Raw genomic sequence first — 19,073 nt, 5'->3', positions numbered from 1 at the left:
GAACCTGCGGGCGGCGGAAAACTCCGAGGCGGACGAAGACGGGTGCCCCGGTCCCCATATCCGGCGGCGCTACAGCTATCGGGCGCTTTTCGTCGCGGGTCAAGCGTGGCGGCTATCGCTCAAGGGGCCAAGGCCTAATCGGGCCAACGGTTATGGGTCCACATCCATTGGCCGGGGTGGGCGCGCACCCACTCCTCCAGCAGGGCGTTGACCCGGACCATGCCGGCGCGGGTGTCGGCAGCGCGGTCACCGGTCTTTTCCAGCGCCACGGGGGCCATGGCCTCGATGCGGAAGCGGCTGCCCCTGGTGTCCAGCCGCGTCACCTGGATGGGGACGATGGGCGCGTCGTAGCGCAGGGCCAGGTCGGCGGTGAAGGTGCCGGTCATGGCGTTCCGCCCCAGGAACGGCACGGGGATGCCCTCGTTCAGCTTCTGGTCGGGCAGCACCCCGATATGGCCGCCGCTGCGGATGGTGGCCATCATGCCCCGCGCGGCGTCGCGGCCCTTGGGCACCAGGAAGCCTTGCAGCGGCCCTCGTGCCTTGGCCAATAGCCGGTCGACCCAGCGGTTGTTGGGCGCGCGGTAGACGATGGTCAGCGGCAAGTCCAGCTTGTGGCAGGCCAGGGCCGCCAGTTCCCAGTTGGCCAGGTGGGCCGTGACGCAGATGCCGGGCTTGCCGTCGTCGCGCAGGGCCCGCAGATGCTCCGCCCCCACCATCTCCACCCGCGTGTCCCAATCGCGGGATATGGTTTTGATGTGGGGATATTCGGCCAGGGTGCGGCCCAGGTTTTCCCAGGATTGCCGGGCGACGTCCCGGCGCTCCCGCGCCGTCAGGTGGGGCATCGCCCATTCCAGCCGGCGCAGCACCTTGGCATGGACGGGCAGCCAGGGCCCCAGGGTGCGGCCCACCCACCCGCCCAGCGCCGATGCCGCGTCCAGGGACAGCAGGCTCAGCACGCCGTAGATGAGGTAGACGGCGACCGCCTCCAGCCGGTGGCCCAGGACGCGGTCGAAGGTGCGGCGCAACGGGCTATGGTTGGCCATGGCGCGCAGGGGGGTTGAATGACTGGAACATGCTTCCACGCAACGCGGCGGTGCCGGTGGCGCCCGCCGTTCCCTCAATGGACCGGTTTCTCGATCACCATTCCCGGAACAGGATGTCCCCGAAACAGGGTGTCCAAGACACGCTCCAGGGCGCCGGGATCGTCGAAGTCCAGCACCACGGGCAGGGCCTTTATGGCCCCCTGGTGCCCGGCCGGTAGTCGCACCCAATCCTTCTCGGTCGTCAGCGGCACGGCGCTCAGGGCGCCGGCCCGACCCAGCAGGCGGGTGATTTCGGCGCCGGTATAGGGATGATGGTCAGGAAATGGAACCGTTTCCGTCAGGGTCAGGCCCAGTTCACGACAGGTATCGAAAAACTTGGACGGCCGCCCGATGCCGGCGAAGGCCAGCACCGGCCGCCCGCCGATGCTGGCGGCGACGGTGGAATCCGGGCGCAGGCGCGCCGTCAGGATGGGCAGGGCGGGCGCCAGCCTGGCGACCTGGGCCGCAGCGCCCAGGCGATCCTGTCCCACGATGACCACGCCGTGCGCCCGGGCCAGGCCGGCGGCCAGGGGTTCGCGCAGGGGGCCGGCCGGGATGACCTGGCCGTTGCCGAAGCCGGCGCCGCCGTCGACCACCAGCAGCGACAGGTCCTTGGCCAGCGCCGGGTTCTGGAACCCGTCATCCATGACCAATGCCTGGGCACCGCCGTCCCGCGCGGCGCGGGCGCCGGCCAGGCGGTCGGCGGATATCCAGGCGGGGCCGGAGCGGGACAGCAGCAGCGGCTCGTCACCGACATCGGCGGCGCCGTGCCGGGCTGGGTCCACCCGCAGCGGCCCCGTCAGGCGCCCGCCATAGCCCCGCGACAGGTAATGCGCCTGGATGCCGCGCGCCTGCAGAGATCGCATCACCGCCTGCGCCAGTGGCGTCTTGCCGGCGCCGCCGGCCACCAGGTTGCCGATGCACAGGACGGGGATGCCGGCATCCTGTGGGGCCGCTTTCGCCTGGCGCCGCCGGCCGGCCAGGGCGTAGAGGCCGGCCAGCGGGCTCAACAGGGCCGCCGCCAGTCCAGGCGGGCGATACCAGAAGCCAGGCGCCTTCATGCGGCGTCCCCGGGCGGGCGCAGGCCCGCCTCCGCCAGCAGCGGGGCCAGGGCGGCCATCACCCGGTCCACGGCGTCGCGGTTGTCATCGGCCACGGCCCGGGCGGCGGCGGCCTGGGCCGCGCGCGTGGATGCGTCGGTCAGCAGGGCGCGCACGGCGTCCGCCAGGCCATCCCCGTCAGCCACCCGCCGGGCGCCGCCCGCCGCCTCCAGCGCCGCGGCGATTTCCGCGAAATTATGCATGTGCGGCCCATAGACGACGGCGGCGCCCAGTTGCGCCGGCTCGATCGGGTTATGGCCACCCACCGGCACGAAGGACCCGCCAATGGCGGCCACCGGCGCCAGGCGGAAGAACAGCCCCAGTTCCCCCAGCGTGTCAGCCACATGCAGATCATCCGTCGCCAGGGGTAGCGCCCCGGTCGCGCGGCGGCTGACCGTCAGGCCCTGGGCCTGGAACGCGGCGGCGATCTCCGGCCCGCGCTTGGGATGGCGGGGCACCACCAGGGTCAGCAGGCGGGGAACATGGGGGGCCAGGCGCCGGTGGACCTGGGCGGCCAGGTCGTCCTCACCCGGGTGGGTGCTGGCGAAGACCCAGGTGGGCCGCTCGCCCATCGCGGCCCGCAGCGCCGCCAGGGCGTCCGCCGACGCCGGCAGGGGGGCGGTCGAGTATTTCAGGTTGCCGACGCAACGCACGTCCACCAGGCCCAGGTCCCGCAGGCGTTCGGCCTCCGTCGCCGTCTGCGCCAGGGCCAGGCGGAAGGTGGACAGCAGGCGGTGGGCGGTGCGCGGCGCCCGGCGCCAATTGCGGTGGCTGCCGGCCGACAGGCGGGCGTTGACCAGGGCCGTGGGCACGCCCCTCTTGCGCAGGGCGCGCAACAGGTTGGGCCAGAATTCCGATTCGATCCACAGGGCGAGGTCGGGACGCCAATGGTCGATGAAGCGGGCCACGGCCGCCGGCAGGTCCACCGGCACGAACTGGTGGATGGCGCCGGTGGGCAGGCGCTTGGCCATAAGGGTGGCGGAGGTGACGGTGCCGGTGGTGACCAGCACGGTGGGCCGGGGCGCCAGGGTCAGCAACCGGTCGATGAGCGGCAGCACGGCTTGGGACTCGCCCACGCTGGCGGCATGCAGCCAGATCAGCCGCCCCGGCGGCCGGGGCAGGCCGGGATGGCCCAGGCGTTCCGGCAGGCGGGCGGGATCTTCCTTGCCGGCGGCCAGCCGTCGGTCCAGCAGGCGTCGGACGGCGGGGCCGGCCAGGGCGGTCAGCCCGCGATAAAGCGCTTCCAGCATACTGGTCATGTCAGGGGAATGGGCGGTGCGGCGGGTGCGTGCCCGCCGCGGTCGCCGCCACCCTAGCACCGGGCCGTCGCCCGCTTCAACGGATGCAGGTCAATTGCGCGGCCGGGATCAGCTGGCCTTCTTGGCCTCGTCGGCTTGAGGGGCCAACTCGGGGGCCGGGTCCAACACGGGGGCCGGGTCGATGACCGGGTGGCCGCGGAAGGGGCGCAGGTTGTTCAGGAACTGCTCCGCCGACGCGGACCAGGAGAAGGTCAGGGCGTGGCGCCGGCACTCGTCGCCCGGGATCTTCAGCGCCGCCAGGGCGGCCTTCTGCAAATCCTCGTCCAGCACGGCAACGTCCGACCCCGCCAGCACGTCCAGCGGTCCCGGCACCGGGTAGGCCGCCACCGGCACGCCGGAGGCCAGCGCCTCCAGCAGCACCAGGCCGAAGGTGTCGGTGCGCGAGGGGAAGACGAAGACGTCGCCGGCGGCGTAGTGCTTGGCCAGTTCCTCGCCATGCTTGGGGCCGACGAACTGGGCGGCCGGGTACTTGGCCTTCAGGTCGTCCAACTGCGGGCCGCCGCCCACCACCACCTTGGTCCCGGGCAGGTCCAGCGACAGGAAGGCCTCGATGTTCTTCTCCACCGCCACCCGGCCCACATACATGAAGATGGGGCGGGGGAAGGGCAGGAAGTCCTTCTCGCGCGGGCGGAACAGGTCGGTGTCGACACCGCGCGACCAGCGCTTGATGTTGCGGAAGCCCCGGTCCACCAGGTCGTTCTCGATGGACGGCGTCGCCACCATGACGGCCGAGGCCGGCGCGTGGAAGCGGCGCACCAGCGCGTAGCTGAGACGCAACGGAATGGGGAAGCGGTCGCGGACGTATTCCGGGAAGCGTGTGTGATAGGCGGTGGTGAAGGGGATGCGCCGGCGCAGGCAATAGCGCCGCGCGGCCAGACCCAGGGGCCCCTCCGTCGCGATGTGGATGGCGTCGGGTTGGATTTCGTCGATCATGCGGCGCAGCCGGGCGCCCGGCTTCAGCGCCAGGCGGATTTCCGGGTATGTGGGCATGGGTACGGTGCGGAAGCGGTCGGGGGCGATGACCTCGACCTCATGGCCCAATTGGCGCAGTTCGTCCCGCGTCGTGGTCAGGGTGCGGACCACGCCGTTCACCTGGGGATGCCAGGCATCCGTGACGATCAGGATCTTCACGCTGCAGCCTTCTGCGTCGTCCCGCCCGGCTGCCCAGGCTGCCGCGCCGCTACGCGCTTGCGCACTTCGTCCGCCCAATGAATGATCTCCAGCGTGCCGTCGGCGTGTTCGACCAATGCGGTACACGATTCCACCCAGTCCCCGTCGTTGCAGTAGAGGACGCCACCCATGTCACGCATCTCCGCGTGGTGGATGTGGCCACAAATGATGCCGTCGACCTGGCGGCGCTTGGCCTCGTCCGCCAGCGCCTGCTCGTAATTGCCGATGAACTCCACCGCTTTCTTGGTGCGGTTCTTCAGGAAGGCGGAGAGCGACCAGTACTGGAAGCCGAAGCGGCGGCGGGCGGCGTTCAGCCAGGTGTTCAGGGTCAGCAGCAGCGTGTAGGCGCTATCCCCGACATAGGCCAGCCACTTGGCGTATTTCACCACGGCGTCGAACAGGTCGCCGTGCAGCACCAGGAAGCGGCGGCCGTCGGCGGTGGTGTGGACCGCATCCTCCAGGATGGTGACCCCGCCGAACTGCAGCCCGATGAAGTCGCGGAAGACCTCGTCATGGTTGCCGGGGATCAGGAAGACCTTGGTGCCCTTGCGCACCCGGCGCAGCACCTTCTGCACCACGTCGTTATGGGCCTGCGGCCAGTACCAGCCCTTCTTCAGGCGCCAGCCGTCGACGATGTCGCCCACCAGGTACAGATACTCCGACTCGGTGTGCTTCAGGAAATCCAGCAGCATGTCGGCCTGGCAGCCGCGGGTGCCCAGATGCAGGTCGGACAGCCAGATGCTGCGATACCGCCGCGTGGCCTCGTGCTCCGTCTCCATCTCCGTCTCCATGCTACGCCCCCGACATGACCAACGCAGACAATCAATAGTAATGTTGACAGGGCTATACCGCAGCATGTAGGGCAAGACAAATGGTGATAGAGGCTGGCTCAAGGACTTCACCATATATTCACGGGGCATTCATAAATATGTCTTCCGCCCTTCACTTGGCTGTCACGGAAACTGTGGCGATTCCCGCCCGCCGTCTCTTGATCATTCACAATCCTGTCGCGGGTCGCCGGCGGCGGGGGCTGATGGGCGGCGTGGTTGACACGCTGAGACAGGGCGGGTCGGCGGTGACGGTGGTGGAAACCACCGGGCCGCGCGACGCCGAACGGCTGGCGGCGCTGGCGGCCTCGGGCGCCTTGACGGAGGGGGTCATCCCCGACGCCGTGGTGGCGTCGGGCGGCGACGGCACCATCAATGAGGTGGTGAACGGACTGCTGGCCGCCCCCCTGCTGTCGCCGCCGGCCCTGGGCCTCATCCCGTTGGGCACGGCCAACGTGCTGGCGGCCGAACTGGGCCTGCCCACGGGCGCGGCCGACCTGGCGCGCACCCTGGCGGGCGCCGCGCCGCGCGTCATCCATGCCGGGCGGGCGAACGGCCGGCTGTTCACCATGATGGCCGGCGTGGGGCTGGACGCCCATGTGGTGGAAGGGGTGGACCCGATTGTGAAGCGGCGCCTGGGCAAGGGCGCCTATTTTCTGGAAAGCCTGGCTCAGATCGCCCGCTGGCCCAGCCCGCGCTACCGCGTCACCCTGTGGGACGCCGCCGGCCGCGACAGCGTGCACGACGTCGCGTCCTGCATCGTGGCCAAGGGGCATTTCTATGGTGGCCGCTTCGTCTGCGCGCCCGACGCCCGGTTGGACGTGAGCGGCTTCCAGGTCTGCCTGTTCTTAGAGGGCGGCCGCCTGGCGGCCCTGGCCTATGGCGCGGCCCTGGTCACCGGGCAACTGGCCCGCTGGGGTGCCGATGCGGCGCGGGCGGCGAGGGGGGGATTGGGCTACCGCGTGGTTCCGGCGGTGCGGGTGCGTATCGAGGGGCCGCTGGGCGACCCGGTGCAGGGGGATGGCGACACCATCGGGCGCCTGCCGGTCGATATGGAAACGGCGGCGCCCTTCTCTGTCCTGGCACCGCCGCTCCGCCCCGTATCACAACTGAGATAAGTGTCCCGTCTGCCCTGATGGGGGCGCTGGTCTGCCCCCAAGGCGTGAAGTCCAGGCAAGGCCACCAACCAGGCAACTCACTTAACGCCACTCACTTAACAATGAACCAACCAGGCCACTTTACACGACGCGACTCCGGACGCCGCCAAGGCTCACATCAACAGTAGGCCGCCTCAATTCGGGTCCGGACCACGCCACCCAGGCATCCAATGGGCGTCAAAACCCCTCGTTCTTTAGTATAGAGGGCCCCGTGACGACCGGGCCCTCAACGCGTGTGCGTCAACGTCCCGCCTGGGCGCCGGCCTCGGCCGTGGCGCGCGGCACGCGGCCCCGCCACACCGACAGGCATTCCTCGGCGGTCTCGCCGGTGCCGATGCAGTACCAGCCGCGACGGTCGTTGAAAAACAGGCGATAGGTGCCGCGGCGGTCACGCTCGAAACGAAACACCGGCCGGTCCAGGTTGGGAAAGCGCACGATCAGCTGGTCGTGGTCCGGCGCGGTCTGGCGGCTGACCGTTTCCCACAGGCCCCGCTCCAGCTTGGGCTGGGCGACGCTGTTCCACTCGGTCAGATCGAAGGGGGTGAAGCGGGCAGAGGAGAAGGGGACGACAGTCATGACTCACCAGCACTCTGCCACCCTGGATCGGGGTACCCGGGTGATGCCGGGCTTTTTTCAAGGGGCGCCGGGTGGCATTGGCGCGATGAGGGGACTATGCGGTCCCAACTGTTAATGGCGCCTTAAAGAGCGCCGCTCACCCAGGGGATAGTATGCTTTCGATGGAGTGATGCAGTTGCGCCCTGCGGCATCCTGTGTTAAGTGCACGACGCCCGACGCCGGGGTGGTTTCCACCCGGTTCGGGCCCACATTGCTAAGGCCCTGAAATCCTTCAGGTCTGCGGATAAACCGAGGTTTCCAGGTGGCATCCCAAGGGACAGTCGTATCCGGACTGGCGGCCCGCTACGCGGCGGCGCTGTTCGACCTTGCCGACGAGCAGAAGGCGCTGGACCAGACCGCGCAGGACCTGACGTCGCTCAAGCAGGTTCTCGCCGAAAGCGCAGACCTGCGTCGCGTTGTGCGCAGCCCCGTCCTGTCGCGTGCCGATCAGGCCCGCGCCATGGAGGCGGTGCTGTCACAGGCGGGCACGTCCGAGCTTGTGCGCAAGTTTGTTGGTCTGGTGGCCCAGAACCGCCGGCTTTTCGCCCTCGACGGCATGATCGCCGCCTTCCTTGCCGAGCTGGCCCAGCGCCGCGGCGAGGAAACGGCCACCGTCGTCTCGGCCCGTCCGTTGACGGATGAGCAGCTGTCGGCGGTGACCGATGCGCTGAAGAAGGCCCTGGGCTCGAAAGTTACCGTCGCCGCCAGCGTCGATCCGACGCTGCTGGGCGGCATGATCGTTAAGGTCGGATCGCGCATGATCGACAGTTCCGTGCGCACCAAACTGACCAAGCTGAAAATCGCCATGAAAGGGGTGGGCTGATGGAAATCCGCGCCGCAGAGATTTCCGCGATCCTGAAGCAGCAGATCGCGAATTTCGGCACCGAGGCCGACGTTGCTGAAGTGGGCCAGGTGCTCTCGGTCGGTGACGGTGTCGCTCGCATCCATGGTCTGGACAAGGTCCAGGCCGGTGAGATGGTCGAGTTCCCGGGCGGGATCAAGGGCCTGGCCCTGAACCTGGAAGCCGACAACGTCGGCGCCGTGATCTTCGGCGACGACCGCGCCATCAAGGAAGGCGACACGGTGAAGCGCACGGGCGCCATCGTCGAGGTGCCGGTGGGCCGCGGCCTGCTGGGCCGCGTCGTGGACGGCCTGGGCAACCCCATCGACGGCAAGGGCCCCCTGGTCGACGTCGAGCGCAAGCGCGTCGAGGTCAAGGCCCCCGGCATCATCCCGCGCAAGTCGGTGCACGAGCCCATGCAGACCGGCCTGAAGGCCGTGGACGCCCTGGTGCCCGTCGGCCGTGGCCAGCGTGAGCTGATCATCGGCGACCGTCAGACCGGCAAGACCGCCGTCGCCATCGACGCCTTCATCAACCAGAAGGGCGTCAACGCCGGCGGCGACGAATCCAAGAAGCTCTACTGCATCTACGTGGCCATCGGCCAGAAGCGCTCCACGGTCGCCCAGATCGTGAAGACGCTGGAGGAAGCCGGCGCGATGGAATACTCCATCGTCGTCGCCGCCACCGCGTCCGAGCCGGCCCCCCTGCAGTACCTGGCGCCCTACACCGGCTGCGCCATGGGCGAGTTCTTCCGCGACAACGGCATGCACGCCCTGATCGTGTACGATGACCTGTCCAAGCAGGCCGTCGCCTACCGTCAGATGTCCCTGCTGCTGCGCCGTCCGCCGGGCCGCGAAGCCTATCCCGGCGACGTGTTCTACCTGCACAGCCGCCTGCTGGAACGCGCGTGCAAGATGGCCGACGGCTACGGCGCCGGTTCGCTGACGGCCCTGCCCATCATCGAAACCCAGGCGGGTGACGTGTCGGCCTACATTCCGACGAACGTCATCTCCATCACCGACGGCCAGATCTTCCTGGAAACGGGCCTGTTCTACCGCGGTATCCGCCCGGCCATTAACGTCGGCCTGTCGGTCAGCCGCGTCGGCTCCGCCGCCCAGATCAAGGCGATGAAGCAGGTCGCCGGCACCATTAAGCTCGAACTGGCCCAGTACCGCGAAATGGCCGCCTTCGCCCAGTTCGCCTCGGACCTGGACGCCGCCACCCAGCGCCTGCTGAACCGTGGCGCCCGCCTGACCGAACTGCTGAAGCAGCCGCAGTACAGCCCGCTGCCGGTGGAAGAGCAGGTGGTTTCCATCTTCGCCGGCGTGAAGGGCTTCCTGGACAAGGTGAAGGTCGAGGACGTGAACCGCTTCGAGGCGCGCTTCCTGGACGAGATCCGCAGCAAGGGCCAGGACATCCTGACCGCGATCCGCACCGACAAGCAGATCAGCAAGGACACCGAGGAAAAGCTGAAGGCCTTCCTGGAGAGCTTCTCCAAGGTCTTCGCCTGATCCCCGCAAACGGCGGGCGGCGCCGTCATGGCCGCCGCCCGCCCAAGTCTCCCTAGGAAGTGAAGGCACGGCATGCCCAGCCTTAAGGACCTCAAGATCCGGATCGACAGCGTCAAGTCGACGCAAAAGATCACCTCGGCCCTGAAGATGGTCGCCGCCAGCAAGCTGCGCCGCGCCCAGGAACAGGCCGAAGCCGGGCGTCCCTATGCCGAGCGCATGGGCCGCATGCTCTCCTCCCTCGCCGCCAACGTGCCGGCGGGCGCGCAGGGCCCGAAGCTGATGGCCGGCACCGGTTCCGACCAGGTGCAGCTGCTGATCGTGCTGACGGGTGACCGCGGCCTGTGCGGTGGCTTCAACGCCACCATCGTCCGCGAGACCAAGCGCCAGATCGCCCGCCTGACGGGCGAGGGCAAGACGGTGAAGCTGCTGACCGTGGGCCGCAAGGGCCGCGACCTGCTGCGCCGCGAGTTCGGCTCGATGATCGTCCACAGCTACGAGAACCTGGGCGGCAAGCGCCTGGGCTTCGCCGACGCGGCCCAGGTCGCGGACAAGGTGCTGGAGCTGTTCGACGCCGGCGAATTCGACGTCGCCTCCATCATCTTCAACAAGTTCAAGTCGGCGATGACGCAGATCGTCACCGTCCAGCAGATCGTCCCGTTCGCCGTGACGGCCACGACGGAAGAGGCCCCGGCCTCCACCGAGCCCAAGGCCATCTACGAGTTCGAGCCGTCGGAAGAGGACATCCTCAACGACCTGCTGCCGCGCAACCTTTCCATCCAGGTGTACACCGCCCTGTTGGAAAGCTCGGCCTCGTTCTTCGGCGCGCAGATGACCGCCATGGACAACGCCACGCGCAACGCCGGCGACACGATCAAGAAGCTGACGCTTAACTACAACCGCACGCGCCAGGCCTTCATCACCAAGGAGCTGATCGAGATCATCTCCGGTGCTGAAGCGGTCTGACGGCGCCACGACAACATTCGCAAGGGTCCGAGGGAGCTTACCCCATGGCTACGACTAACCAGGCGACCAACGCCGTCGGCCGTATCACGCAGGTGCTGGGCGCCGTGGTGGACGTGCAGTTCGATGCCGAACTGCCCGCCATTCTGAACGCCCTCCACACGCAGAACGAGGGCAAGACCCTTGTGCTCGAAGTCGCCCAGCATCTGGGTGAGAATACCGTCCGCTGTATCGCCATGGACAGCACGGACGGTCTGGTGCGTGGCACCTCGGTGTCCGACACCGGCTCGCCCATCCAGATGCCGGTGGGCCCCAACACCCTGGGTCGCATCCTGAACGTCATCGGCGAGCCGATCGACGAGCGCGGTGCCGTCGCGTCCGAGAAGACCTACCCCATCCACCGGTCCGCGCCGGAGTTCGCCGAGCAGGCGACCGACGCGCAGATCCTGGTCACGGGCATTAAGGTCATCGACCTGCTGGCCCCCTACCTGAAGGGCGGCAAGATCGGCCTGTTCGGCGGCGCCGGCGTGGGCAAGACCGTCACCATCATGGAACTGATCAACAACGTCGCCAAGGCGCACGGTGGTGTGTCGGTCTTCGCTGGTGTGGGCGAGCGTACCCGCGAGGGTAACGACCTGTACCACGAAATGATCGAATCGGGCGTCATCAAGCTCGACGGCCCCGGCTCCAAGGTGGCGCTGGTGTACGGTCAGATGAACGAGCCGCCGGGGGCCCGCGCCCGCGTCGCCCTGTCCGGCCTGACCATCGCGGAATACTTCCGTGATGAAGAAGGTCAGGACGTGCTGCTGTTCATCGACAACATCTTCCGCTTCACGCAGGCCGGTGCCGAGGTGTCGGCGCTGCTGGGCCGCATCCCCTCCGCGGTGGGTTACCAGCCGACGCTGGCCACCGACATGGGCGCCCTGCAGGAACGCATCACCTCCACCAAGAAGGGCTCGATCACCTCGGTGCAGGCCGTGTACGTGCCCGCCGACGACCTGACCGACCCGGCCCCCGCCACCTCGTTCGCCCACTTGGACGCCACGACGGTGCTGAGCCGCGCCATCGCCGAACAGGCCATCTTCCCGGCCGTGGACCCGCTGGACTCCACATCCCGCGCGCTGGACCCGCGCGTCGTGGGTGAGGAGCACTACCAGACGGCCCGTTCGGTGCAGAAGGTGCTGCAGACCTACAAGTCGCTGCAGGACATCATCGCCATCCTGGGCATGGACGAACTGTCGGAAGAAGACAAGCTGACGGTCGCCCGCGCCCGTAAGATCCAGCGCTTCCTGTCCCAGCCCTTCCACGTGGCCGAAGTGTTCACTGGCACGCCCGGCGTGCTGGTCAGCCTGGAAGACACCATCCGCGCGTTCAAGGGCATCGTGGCCGGCCAGTACGACCACCTGCCGGAAGCGGCCTTCTACATGGTCGGCACCATCGAGGAAGCCGTCGAGAAGGCCCGCAAGATGGCCGCCGAGGCCGCTTGATCGCCTGAGGAGTGCCAGGACGGAAGGGGCCGCCCCTTCCGTCCGTTTTCTTACCCGTGCGATCGGCCGCCAGGCCGTGAATCGCACGACGAAACAAGTCGCCGAACGGAAGCCCCATCATGGCCGATAAGGTTGAATTCGAGCTGGTGTCGCCGGAAAAGCTGCTGGTTTCCCAGCCGGTCGACATGGTGGTCGTCCCGGGCAGTGAAGGCTACCTGGGCGCCCTGCCGGGCCACGCCCCCCTGATCACCACGCTGAAGCCGGGCGTCATCGACATCTATGCCGATGGCATCACTACCATCAGCAACCGCATCTTCGTCGCCGGCGGTTTCGCCGAGGTGACCGAGACGCGCTGCACCGTCCTGGCGGAAGAAGCGGTCGAGGTCACCGCTCTGGACCGCGCCGCTGTTGAGCAGCAGGTGAAGGACTTGGCCGAAGATCTGGCCGACGCCGCCAGCGATGTCGAGAAGCGGGCCGCTGAGGGCAAGTTGCTGGTTGCCCAGGCCAAGCTGGAAGCGCTGGGCGGCACCCAGACGGCCCACTAAGGCCGGCGCCCGACGGGTTGAGAGCGAATCGCAAGACCGCGTTCGCGGGCTAGGACACAGGGCCTAGCCCCCTCGGCCTTGGGGCCGAGGCTTGATGATCAGACCTAGCCCGTTGATTTAGCACAATTGTTTCCGCCCCTGTCGGGTGCGCATCTTGCCAATCCGGGACGTCGTGCTAGTTTGGCCCCTGCCAAGCGTGGCGGATGTTACGGATTTGTGGCATACCGGCCGGCGGGGCATCATGGAAAGCCCACCGGCCTTTTTGCTTTCAGGCGGACTTTCCGAAAAATCGAGTGGGGTCTGATCGTCGCAGTGGGGGCGCGGCGGCGGTATCGGCCCCGTATAATGGTCATAGGTTGCCGGCGCTCCGCCCAGTGGACCGCGCCGGCCCTGGGGCACAAAGAACGGAACGCGCATGGCAGACGTCAACGGCATGGACTCCCCGGCTACCGATCCCCGCAACGGCCACTGGACGGTCGCGGGTTTGCCCTGGGACAAGCTGGACCCCTCCAAGGTCGACGCCGATATCCTGAAGCTCATCAAGGCCGCCGCCCTGGTGGAGTACAACGGCGACAGCTACGCCGATTACCTGTGCAACGTGTTCGCCGACAACGCCGATTTCTGCGCCACGGCCCGCCAGTGGGCGGTTGAGGAAGTGCAGCATGGCGAGGCGCTGGGCACTTGGGCGGAGCGCGTGGACCCCAACTGGAGCTTCCAGGCGGCGGTGAAGCGCTTCCGTGAGGGCTACAAGATAGACATCAATGTCAGCCAGTCGGTGCGCGGGTCCCGCGCGGGTGAGCTGGTGGCGCGTTGCATTGTCGAGACCGGCACCAGCAGCTATTACACCGCCCTGGCCGAAGCCACGGACGAGCCGGTGCTGAAGCAGATCTGCCGCCACATCGCCGCGGACGAGTTCCGGCACTACAAGCTGTTCTATGACTACCTGGGCGACTATCTGGCGCAGGAGCGTCTGGGCACCTTCGGCCGCCTGCGCATCTCGCTCTCGCGCATCAATGAGACGGAGGATGATGAGCTGTCCTTCGCCTATCACGCCGCCAACAACGGTGACGCCCCCTATCACCGCGAGACGGCGTTCGCCAACTATGTGCGCCGGGCCTACAGCTATTACCGGCCCCACCACCTGGACCGCATGGTCGCCATGGTGTTCAAGGCCAGCGGCCTGAACCCCCAGGGCTGGCTGCGCGACATCGCCTCGCGCTATGCCTACAAGCGCATGATGAAGAAGGCCGGTGTGCCACCCTTGGCCGCCTGAGGCGTCTTCCGCGCTGACAACAAAAACGCCGCCCCTGGGTGACCGGGGCGGCGTTTTTGTTTTCGCGGCGCATGCCCTTTTGCGGAGCTGTCCTCCAGTGCCTAAATAGGATTAAATCCTATTTCAGCCCAAGGGACCCAACCATGCGAACCACCCAGCAAATGAGCATCACCTTGCCCAATGACATGGCGGATGTCGTGAAGGCGAAGGTGCGGTCTGGTGAATACGCCAGTGAAAGCGAAGTGATCCGGGATGGTTTACGGGCCTTGATGGCGCGGGACCGTGCCGTGGAAAGCTGGCTGCGTGATGAGGTCGGCCCCGCCTATGACGCCTTGAAAGCCGATCCGTCCCGCGCTGTCACCGCGGAGGATGTGCGAGCCCGTTTGGCGGCCGAACACGCAAAGGCGCGATGAGCCAGCGTGTCGTCTTCACGCCGGAGGCGATGGAGCAACTCGCCGCGCTGTACCGCTACGTTGCCGAGGCGGCCTCGCCGGACATCGCGGCCCACTATACTGACGCGATCGTCAGCTACTGCGAGAAACTGACACCATTTCCCCATCGCGGCATTGTCCGGGATGACGTCCGGCCCGGCCTCCGCATCACCAATTACAAGAAGCGCGCGATCATCGCTTTCAACGTGGACGCGGAGTTGGTTTCCATTATCGGCATCTTCTACGGTGGTCAGGACTATGAGGCCATCCTGGGAGACGACACGGGTAGCGACGAAGGGTGGGGGTGATCGTTGGCTTATTCACCCGTGGCTCTCAGCCAGATCGCGCTTACGGCACCAAATGCCGGAATGCGGCGACCACCTGCACATAAATCTCCCGCTTGAAGGGCACGATCAGGTCCACCGTCCGCTCCAGCGGCACCCATTGCCAGGCGTCGAACTCGGGATGCTCGGTCTCCAGGTTGATGTCGCCGTCCTGGCCGGTGAAGCGGCAGGCCAGCCATTTCTGTTTCTGACCACGGTACTTGCCCTTCCAGGCCACGCCCACCAGCTCGGGCGGCAGGTCATAGCGCAGCCACTCCGCCATTTCCTCCAGCAGGGTGGCCTTGTCGGTGCCGATTTCCTCCCCCAGCTCGCGCAGGCCGGCCTCCGCCGCCGTCTCGCCCTTGTCGATGCCGCCCTGGGGCATCTGCCAGGCGCCGGGCGTGTCCCGCCGCTGCCCGACGAACACCAGGCCTTGGGCGTTGAACAGGCAGATGCCGACGCAGGGGCGGTAGGGCAGGGTGCTGGGGTCGACCGGCTTGGCCATGGGATGCTCGTCATCGCTGGGGGTTTCGCCCGCAGACTAAACAGGGACGGGCCGTCAAGCCAGCGCCGCTTCCCGAGTCGCGGGCCCAAAAAACGGCTGGAGGGTGGCCGGGCCGGCGCGCGCGCATGGCTGGGTCGCGCCTACGTAAGGATCGAACCCAAATGGCGCCCCCTGGGAACGAGTCGGCGCGATTGCTGCGGTGCTTCCGACAGGAAATATGTCAGCATAGATGACCTATTTTCGGGGCCTTGCATCCCTGCTTAGATGGATGGGTAAGCCGGGAAAACATCGGCGCCGGACCTTGCGGACCCCCAGGCCGTTAGGCACCGTTCCCTGGAAGGCCGCCGCCCGACCGCATCGGGCAGGCGCTCCGGGGCCAGGAAGGGGACAGGTTCACCCGAGTGGGAGATGCGTTATGACGCTGGCCGCCGTTACCCTTGATGACAAGTACGTCCTGCGGGACGGCCGGGTCTATATGACCGGAACCCAGGCGCTGGTGCGCCTGCCCATGCTGATGCGCGACCGCGACCGCGCGGCGGGCCTGAATACCGCCGGCTTCATCTCGGGCTATCGCGGTTCCCCCCTCGGCGCCTATGACCAGGCGCTGTGGCAGGCGCGCAAGCACCTGGCCCGGCATGACATCCATTTCCAGCCCGGCGTGAACGAGGAACTGGGCGCCACCGCCGTCTGGGGCAGCCAGCAGGTCAACCTGTTCAAGGGCGCCAAGGTCGATGGCGTGTTCGGCATCTGGTACGGCAAGGGCCCCGGCGTCGACCGCTCGCTGGACGCGCTGAAGCACGCCAACTTCGCCGGCACGGGCCGCTATGGCGGTGTGCTGGCCATCGCCGGCGACGACCATGCCTCCAAATCCTCCACCCTGCCGCACCAGTCGGACCACGCCTTCATCCACGCCTTCATGCCGGTGATGAGCCCGGCCGGTGTGCAGGAGTTCCTGGACTACGGCCTGATCGGCTGGGAGATGTCGCGCTATTCCGGCTGCTGGGTGGGCTTCACCGCCCTGGCCGACACCATCGACACCTCCGCCATCGTGCGGGTGCCGGACATCACCAGCGGCGTGGTGCTGCCGGCCGATTTCGAGATGCCGCCGGGCCGGCTGAACATTCGCCTGCATGATACGCCGTTGATCCAGGAAGACCGCATGATCCAGTGGAAGCTGGACGCGGCGCGCGCCTTCGCCCGGTCCAACCGCTTGGATAAGGTCATCCTGGGGGCCGCCAAGCCGCGCCTGGGCATCGTCACGGTGGGCAAGTCCTATCTGGACGTGCGCCAGGCTTTGGATGAGCTGGGCATCACGGCCGAGATGGCGGCGGACCTCGGCATCGCCATCTTCAAGGTGGCCATGACCTGGCCGCTGGAACCGCACGGCATCCGCGACTTCGCCGAAAGTGCCGAAGAGCTGCTGGTGGTGGAGGAGAAGCGCGCCCTGATCGAGGCGCAGCTGAAGGAGCAGCTGTACAACTGGGACCGCCGTCCCCGCATCCTGGGCAAGACCGATGAGGAGGGGCGGCCCCTGCTGTCGGAAAAGGCGGAACTGTCGCCCACCACCATCGCGCTCGCGCTGGCCGGCCGCATGGCCAAGCTGGGCCTGATGGTCGACCGCGTGGCGGAGCGGGTGAAGGCCCTGGAGGCGCAGCTACGCCCTGCCGCCTCCGCCAGCACCGTGGTCCGCGCGCCCTTCTATTGCTCCGGCTGCCCGCACAACACCTCCACCCACCTGCCCGAGGGCAGCCGCGGCCTGGCCGGCATCGGCTGCCACTACATGGTGACGTGGATGGGCCGCAACACCGACGTCTTCAGCCAGATGGGCGGCGAGGGCGTGCACTGGATCGGCCAGGCGCCTTTCGCGGGGGAGGAGCATGTCTTCGCCAACCTGGGCGACGGCACCTACTTCCACTCCGGCATCCTGGCGGTGCGCGCCTCCGTCGCCGCCAAGGTCAACATCACCTACAAGATCCTCTACAACGATGCCGTGGCCATGACCGGCGGCCAGAAGGTGGACGGCAGCCTGTCCGTGCACCAGATCGCCCGCCAGCTGGAGGCCGAGGGGGTGGAGCGCATCGTCGTGGTCAGCGACGATCCGGAGAAATACGGCCTGGGCCAGGGCCTGCCGCCCTTCACCACCATCGAGCACCGCGACGACCTGGACCGGGTGCAGCGCGAGATGCGCGAGATCAAGGGCGTCAGCGTCCTGATCTATGAACAGACCTGCGCCGCCGAGAAGCGCCGCCGCCGCAAGCGCGGCACCTTCCCCGACCCGGCCCGCCGCGTGGTGGTGAATGAGCTGGTGTGCGAGGGCTGCGGCGATTGCTCGGCCAAGTCCTCCTGCCTGTCCGTGGTGCCGGTGGAGACGGAGTTCGGCCGCAAGCGCCAGATCGACCAGTCCAGCTGCAACAAGGACTTCTCCTGCCTCAAGGGCTTCTGCCCCAGCTTTGTGACGGTGGAGGGCGGCTCTTTGCGCAAGCCCAAGCCGGTGGGAGGCAAGGCCGACGCGTTCGAGGCTCTGCCGGAGCCGGTGCGCCGCACCCTGGACCGTCCCTGGAACATCCTGGTGACGGGCGTGGGCGGCACCGGCGTGGTCACCATCGGCGCCATCGTCGCCATGGCGTCCCACCTGGAAAGCCGGGGCTGCACCGTGCTCGACATGGCCGGCCTGGCGCAGAAGGGTGGGGCGGTCACCAGCCATCTGCGCATCGCCGAACGGCCGGAGGACATCCACGCCACCCGCATCGCCGCCGGCGGCGCCGACGTGGTGCTGGGCTGCGACATCGTGGTGGCGGCCAATGCCGACGCCCTGACCAAGATGGCCAAGGGCCGCACCCACGCCATCCTGAACACCCATGAGGCCATCACCGCCGCCTTCGTCACCAACCCCGACTTCCAGATGAATGGCGGGTCCATGGTGGCGACGGTGGCCAAGGCCTGCGGCGCCGACGCCGTCAACGCCGTGGATGCCACCCGCATCGCCACCGGCCTCTTGGGCGACAGCATCGCCACCAACCTGTTCATGCTGGGCTACGCCTATCAGAAGGGGCTGGTGCCGGTCAGCGCCGAGGCCCTGGAGAAGGCCATCGAGATGAACGGGGCGGCGGTGAAGATGAACACCGACGCCTTCCGCTGGGGCCGTCGCGCCGCCCTGGACCAGGCGGCCGTGGAAAAGATCGCCACGCCCAAGGGCCCGGCCGCCGACCAGCCCCATCGCCGCCTGTCGCAGACGCTGGATGAGGCCATCGAGCGCCGCGCCGCCTTCCTGACCGACTACCAGGACGCGGCCTATGCCGACGCCTATCGCCAGTTCGTGGCCAAGGTGCGGTCGGCGGAGACGGCCAAGGTGCCGGGCGCCGACCAGTTGACCGAGGCCGTGGCCCGCACGCTGTTCAAGCTGATGGCCTACAAGGACGAGTACGAGGTGGCGCGCCTCTACACCCAGACCGGCTTCCTGGACCAGGTGCGTCAGCAGTTCCAGGGCGACTATAAGCTGGTCTTCCACCTGGCCCCGCCCACGGCGTCGCACACCGACCCGGCCACGGGCGAGGTGCGCAAGCGCGCCTTCGGTCCCTGGATGCTGACGGCCTTCCGCGTCCTGGCCCGCCTGAAGGGCCTGCGCGGCACGGCCCTGGACATCTTCGGCCGCACGGCGGAACGGCGTATGGAGCGCCAGCTGATCGTGGACTTCCGCGCCACGGTGGAGGAACTGCTGGCCGGCCTTGCCGAGGACAACCACGCGCTGGCCGTGGAAATCGCCGAGCTGCCGCAGAAAATCCGCGGCTACGGCCACGTCAAGGAGAAGGCCTACGCCGAGGTCAAGGCCAAGGAGCAGGCCCTGCTGCGCGACTGGCGGGCCCCCGCCGGCACGCCCGGCCGCTCCGCGCCCCTGGCGGCGGAGTGACACCGGCGGCGCGGGACGGT

Annotated in this window: 17 protein-coding genes; 10 read left to right on the top strand and 7 right to left on the bottom strand. The window is 67.9% G+C overall.

Annotation, left to right across the window (positions count from 1 at the left end; all coding sequences use genetic code 11):
- Positions 1-134: 134 nt before the first annotated feature.
- The 5 genes from FBZ90_RS04570 to FBZ90_RS04550 all read right to left on the bottom strand — a co-directional run bounded on the left by FBZ90_RS04570 (position 135) and on the right by FBZ90_RS04550 (position 5,462).
- Positions 135-1,043 carry a lysophospholipid acyltransferase family protein gene (locus tag FBZ90_RS04570; RefSeq protein ID WP_145729833.1) on the bottom strand — a complete coding sequence of 303 codons (909 nt, stop codon included), beginning with the start codon at positions 1,041-1,043 and terminating at the stop codon, positions 135-137.
- 74 nt (positions 1,044-1,117) lie between these two features.
- A complete protein-coding gene (gene lpxK / locus FBZ90_RS04565) occupies positions 1,118-2,143 on the bottom strand; it encodes a tetraacyldisaccharide 4'-kinase (protein WP_145729832.1) in 1,026 nt (341 codons plus the stop codon).
- The gene (locus FBZ90_RS04560) at positions 2,140-3,432 is read right to left on the bottom strand and encodes a 3-deoxy-D-manno-octulosonic acid transferase (protein WP_145729831.1); all 1,293 of its coding nucleotides are present in this window, start codon (positions 3,430-3,432) and stop codon (positions 2,140-2,142) included. The genes lpxK and FBZ90_RS04560 overlap by 4 nt, the downstream gene beginning before the upstream one ends.
- Before the next feature lie 117 nt (positions 3,433-3,549).
- Entirely contained in the window at positions 3,550-4,632 is a 1,083-nt protein-coding gene (locus FBZ90_RS04555; protein ID WP_145729830.1) for a glycosyltransferase family 4 protein, read from the bottom strand.
- Positions 4,629-5,462 (bottom strand): UDP-2,3-diacylglucosamine diphosphatase, encoded by an 834-nt coding sequence (locus tag FBZ90_RS04550; protein ID WP_246130149.1) that lies wholly within the window; start codon positions 5,460-5,462, stop codon positions 4,629-4,631. Before FBZ90_RS04550 ends, FBZ90_RS04555 begins: the two co-directional genes overlap by 4 nt.
- Before the next feature lie 137 nt (positions 5,463-5,599).
- On the opposite strand from FBZ90_RS04550, the gene FBZ90_RS04545 reads away from it, so the two are divergent.
- Positions 5,600-6,616, top strand: a complete 1,017-nt coding sequence (locus tag FBZ90_RS04545; RefSeq protein WP_145729829.1) for a diacylglycerol/lipid kinase family protein — start codon at positions 5,600-5,602, stop codon at positions 6,614-6,616.
- Positions 6,617-6,895: 279 nt separating this feature from the next.
- Here FBZ90_RS04545 and FBZ90_RS04540 read toward each other — a convergent pair whose 3' ends face one another.
- On the bottom strand, positions 6,896-7,231 hold the full coding sequence (locus FBZ90_RS04540; RefSeq protein ID WP_145729828.1) for a hypothetical protein: 336 nt from the start codon (positions 7,229-7,231) through the stop codon (positions 6,896-6,898).
- 301 nt (positions 7,232-7,532) lie between these two features.
- Here FBZ90_RS04540 and FBZ90_RS04535 point away from each other — a divergent pair, with 301 nt between their 5' ends.
- The 8 genes from FBZ90_RS04535 to FBZ90_RS04500 all read left to right on the top strand — a co-directional run bounded on the left by FBZ90_RS04535 (position 7,533) and on the right by FBZ90_RS04500 (position 14,626).
- Positions 7,533-8,093 (top strand): F0F1 ATP synthase subunit delta, encoded by a 561-nt coding sequence (locus FBZ90_RS04535; RefSeq protein WP_145729827.1) that lies wholly within the window; start codon positions 7,533-7,535, stop codon positions 8,091-8,093.
- Positions 8,093-9,622, top strand: coding sequence for a F0F1 ATP synthase subunit alpha (gene atpA / locus FBZ90_RS04530; protein ID WP_145729826.1), 1,530 nt, complete (start codon positions 8,093-8,095; stop codon positions 9,620-9,622). Before FBZ90_RS04535 ends, atpA begins: the two co-directional genes overlap by 1 nt.
- A 72-nt stretch (positions 9,623-9,694) precedes the next feature.
- Positions 9,695-10,585: a F0F1 ATP synthase subunit gamma gene (locus FBZ90_RS04525; RefSeq protein ID WP_145729825.1), complete on the top strand. Its 891-nt coding sequence runs from the start codon at positions 9,695-9,697 to the stop codon at positions 10,583-10,585.
- Positions 10,586-10,629: 44 nt separating this feature from the next.
- Positions 10,630-12,069 carry a F0F1 ATP synthase subunit beta gene (atpD, locus tag FBZ90_RS04520; RefSeq protein WP_145729824.1) on the top strand — a complete coding sequence of 480 codons (1,440 nt, stop codon included), beginning with the start codon at positions 10,630-10,632 and terminating at the stop codon, positions 12,067-12,069.
- Positions 12,070-12,188: 119 nt separating this feature from the next.
- The gene (locus FBZ90_RS04515) at positions 12,189-12,614 is read left to right on the top strand and encodes a F0F1 ATP synthase subunit epsilon (protein ID WP_145729823.1); all 426 of its coding nucleotides are present in this window, start codon (positions 12,189-12,191) and stop codon (positions 12,612-12,614) included.
- A 415-nt stretch (positions 12,615-13,029) separates the two neighbouring features.
- Positions 13,030-13,887 carry an acyl-ACP desaturase gene (locus FBZ90_RS04510; RefSeq protein WP_246130147.1) on the top strand — a complete coding sequence of 286 codons (858 nt, stop codon included), beginning with the start codon at positions 13,030-13,032 and terminating at the stop codon, positions 13,885-13,887.
- A 143-nt stretch (positions 13,888-14,030) separates the two neighbouring features.
- The gene (locus FBZ90_RS04505; RefSeq protein ID WP_145729822.1) at positions 14,031-14,300 is read left to right on the top strand and encodes a ribbon-helix-helix domain-containing protein; all 270 of its coding nucleotides are present in this window, start codon (positions 14,031-14,033) and stop codon (positions 14,298-14,300) included.
- Positions 14,297-14,626 carry a type II toxin-antitoxin system RelE/ParE family toxin gene (locus FBZ90_RS04500; RefSeq protein WP_145729821.1) on the top strand — a complete coding sequence of 110 codons (330 nt, stop codon included), beginning with the start codon at positions 14,297-14,299 and terminating at the stop codon, positions 14,624-14,626. Before FBZ90_RS04505 ends, FBZ90_RS04500 begins: the two co-directional genes overlap by 4 nt.
- Positions 14,627-14,666: 40 nt before the next feature.
- On the opposite strand, the gene FBZ90_RS04495 is transcribed toward FBZ90_RS04500, so the two are convergent.
- Positions 14,667-15,146 carry an RNA pyrophosphohydrolase gene (locus FBZ90_RS04495; protein ID WP_145729820.1) on the bottom strand — a complete coding sequence of 160 codons (480 nt, stop codon included), beginning with the start codon at positions 15,144-15,146 and terminating at the stop codon, positions 14,667-14,669.
- A gap of 415 nt (positions 15,147-15,561) precedes the next feature.
- On the opposite strand from FBZ90_RS04495, the gene FBZ90_RS04490 reads away from it, so the two are divergent.
- On the top strand, positions 15,562-19,053 hold the full coding sequence (locus tag FBZ90_RS04490) for an indolepyruvate ferredoxin oxidoreductase family protein (protein WP_145729819.1): 3,492 nt from the start codon (positions 15,562-15,564) through the stop codon (positions 19,051-19,053).
- The last annotated feature ends 20 nt before the right edge of the window (positions 19,054-19,073 follow it).

The organism is Nitrospirillum pindoramense, from assembly GCF_007827955.1.
GTDB classification, from domain to species: Bacteria; Pseudomonadota; Alphaproteobacteria; order Azospirillales; family Azospirillaceae; genus Nitrospirillum; species Nitrospirillum amazonense_B.
The sequence above is the reverse complement of the archived record's forward strand: the minus strand, read 5'-3'. Positions and strand labels throughout refer to the sequence as shown.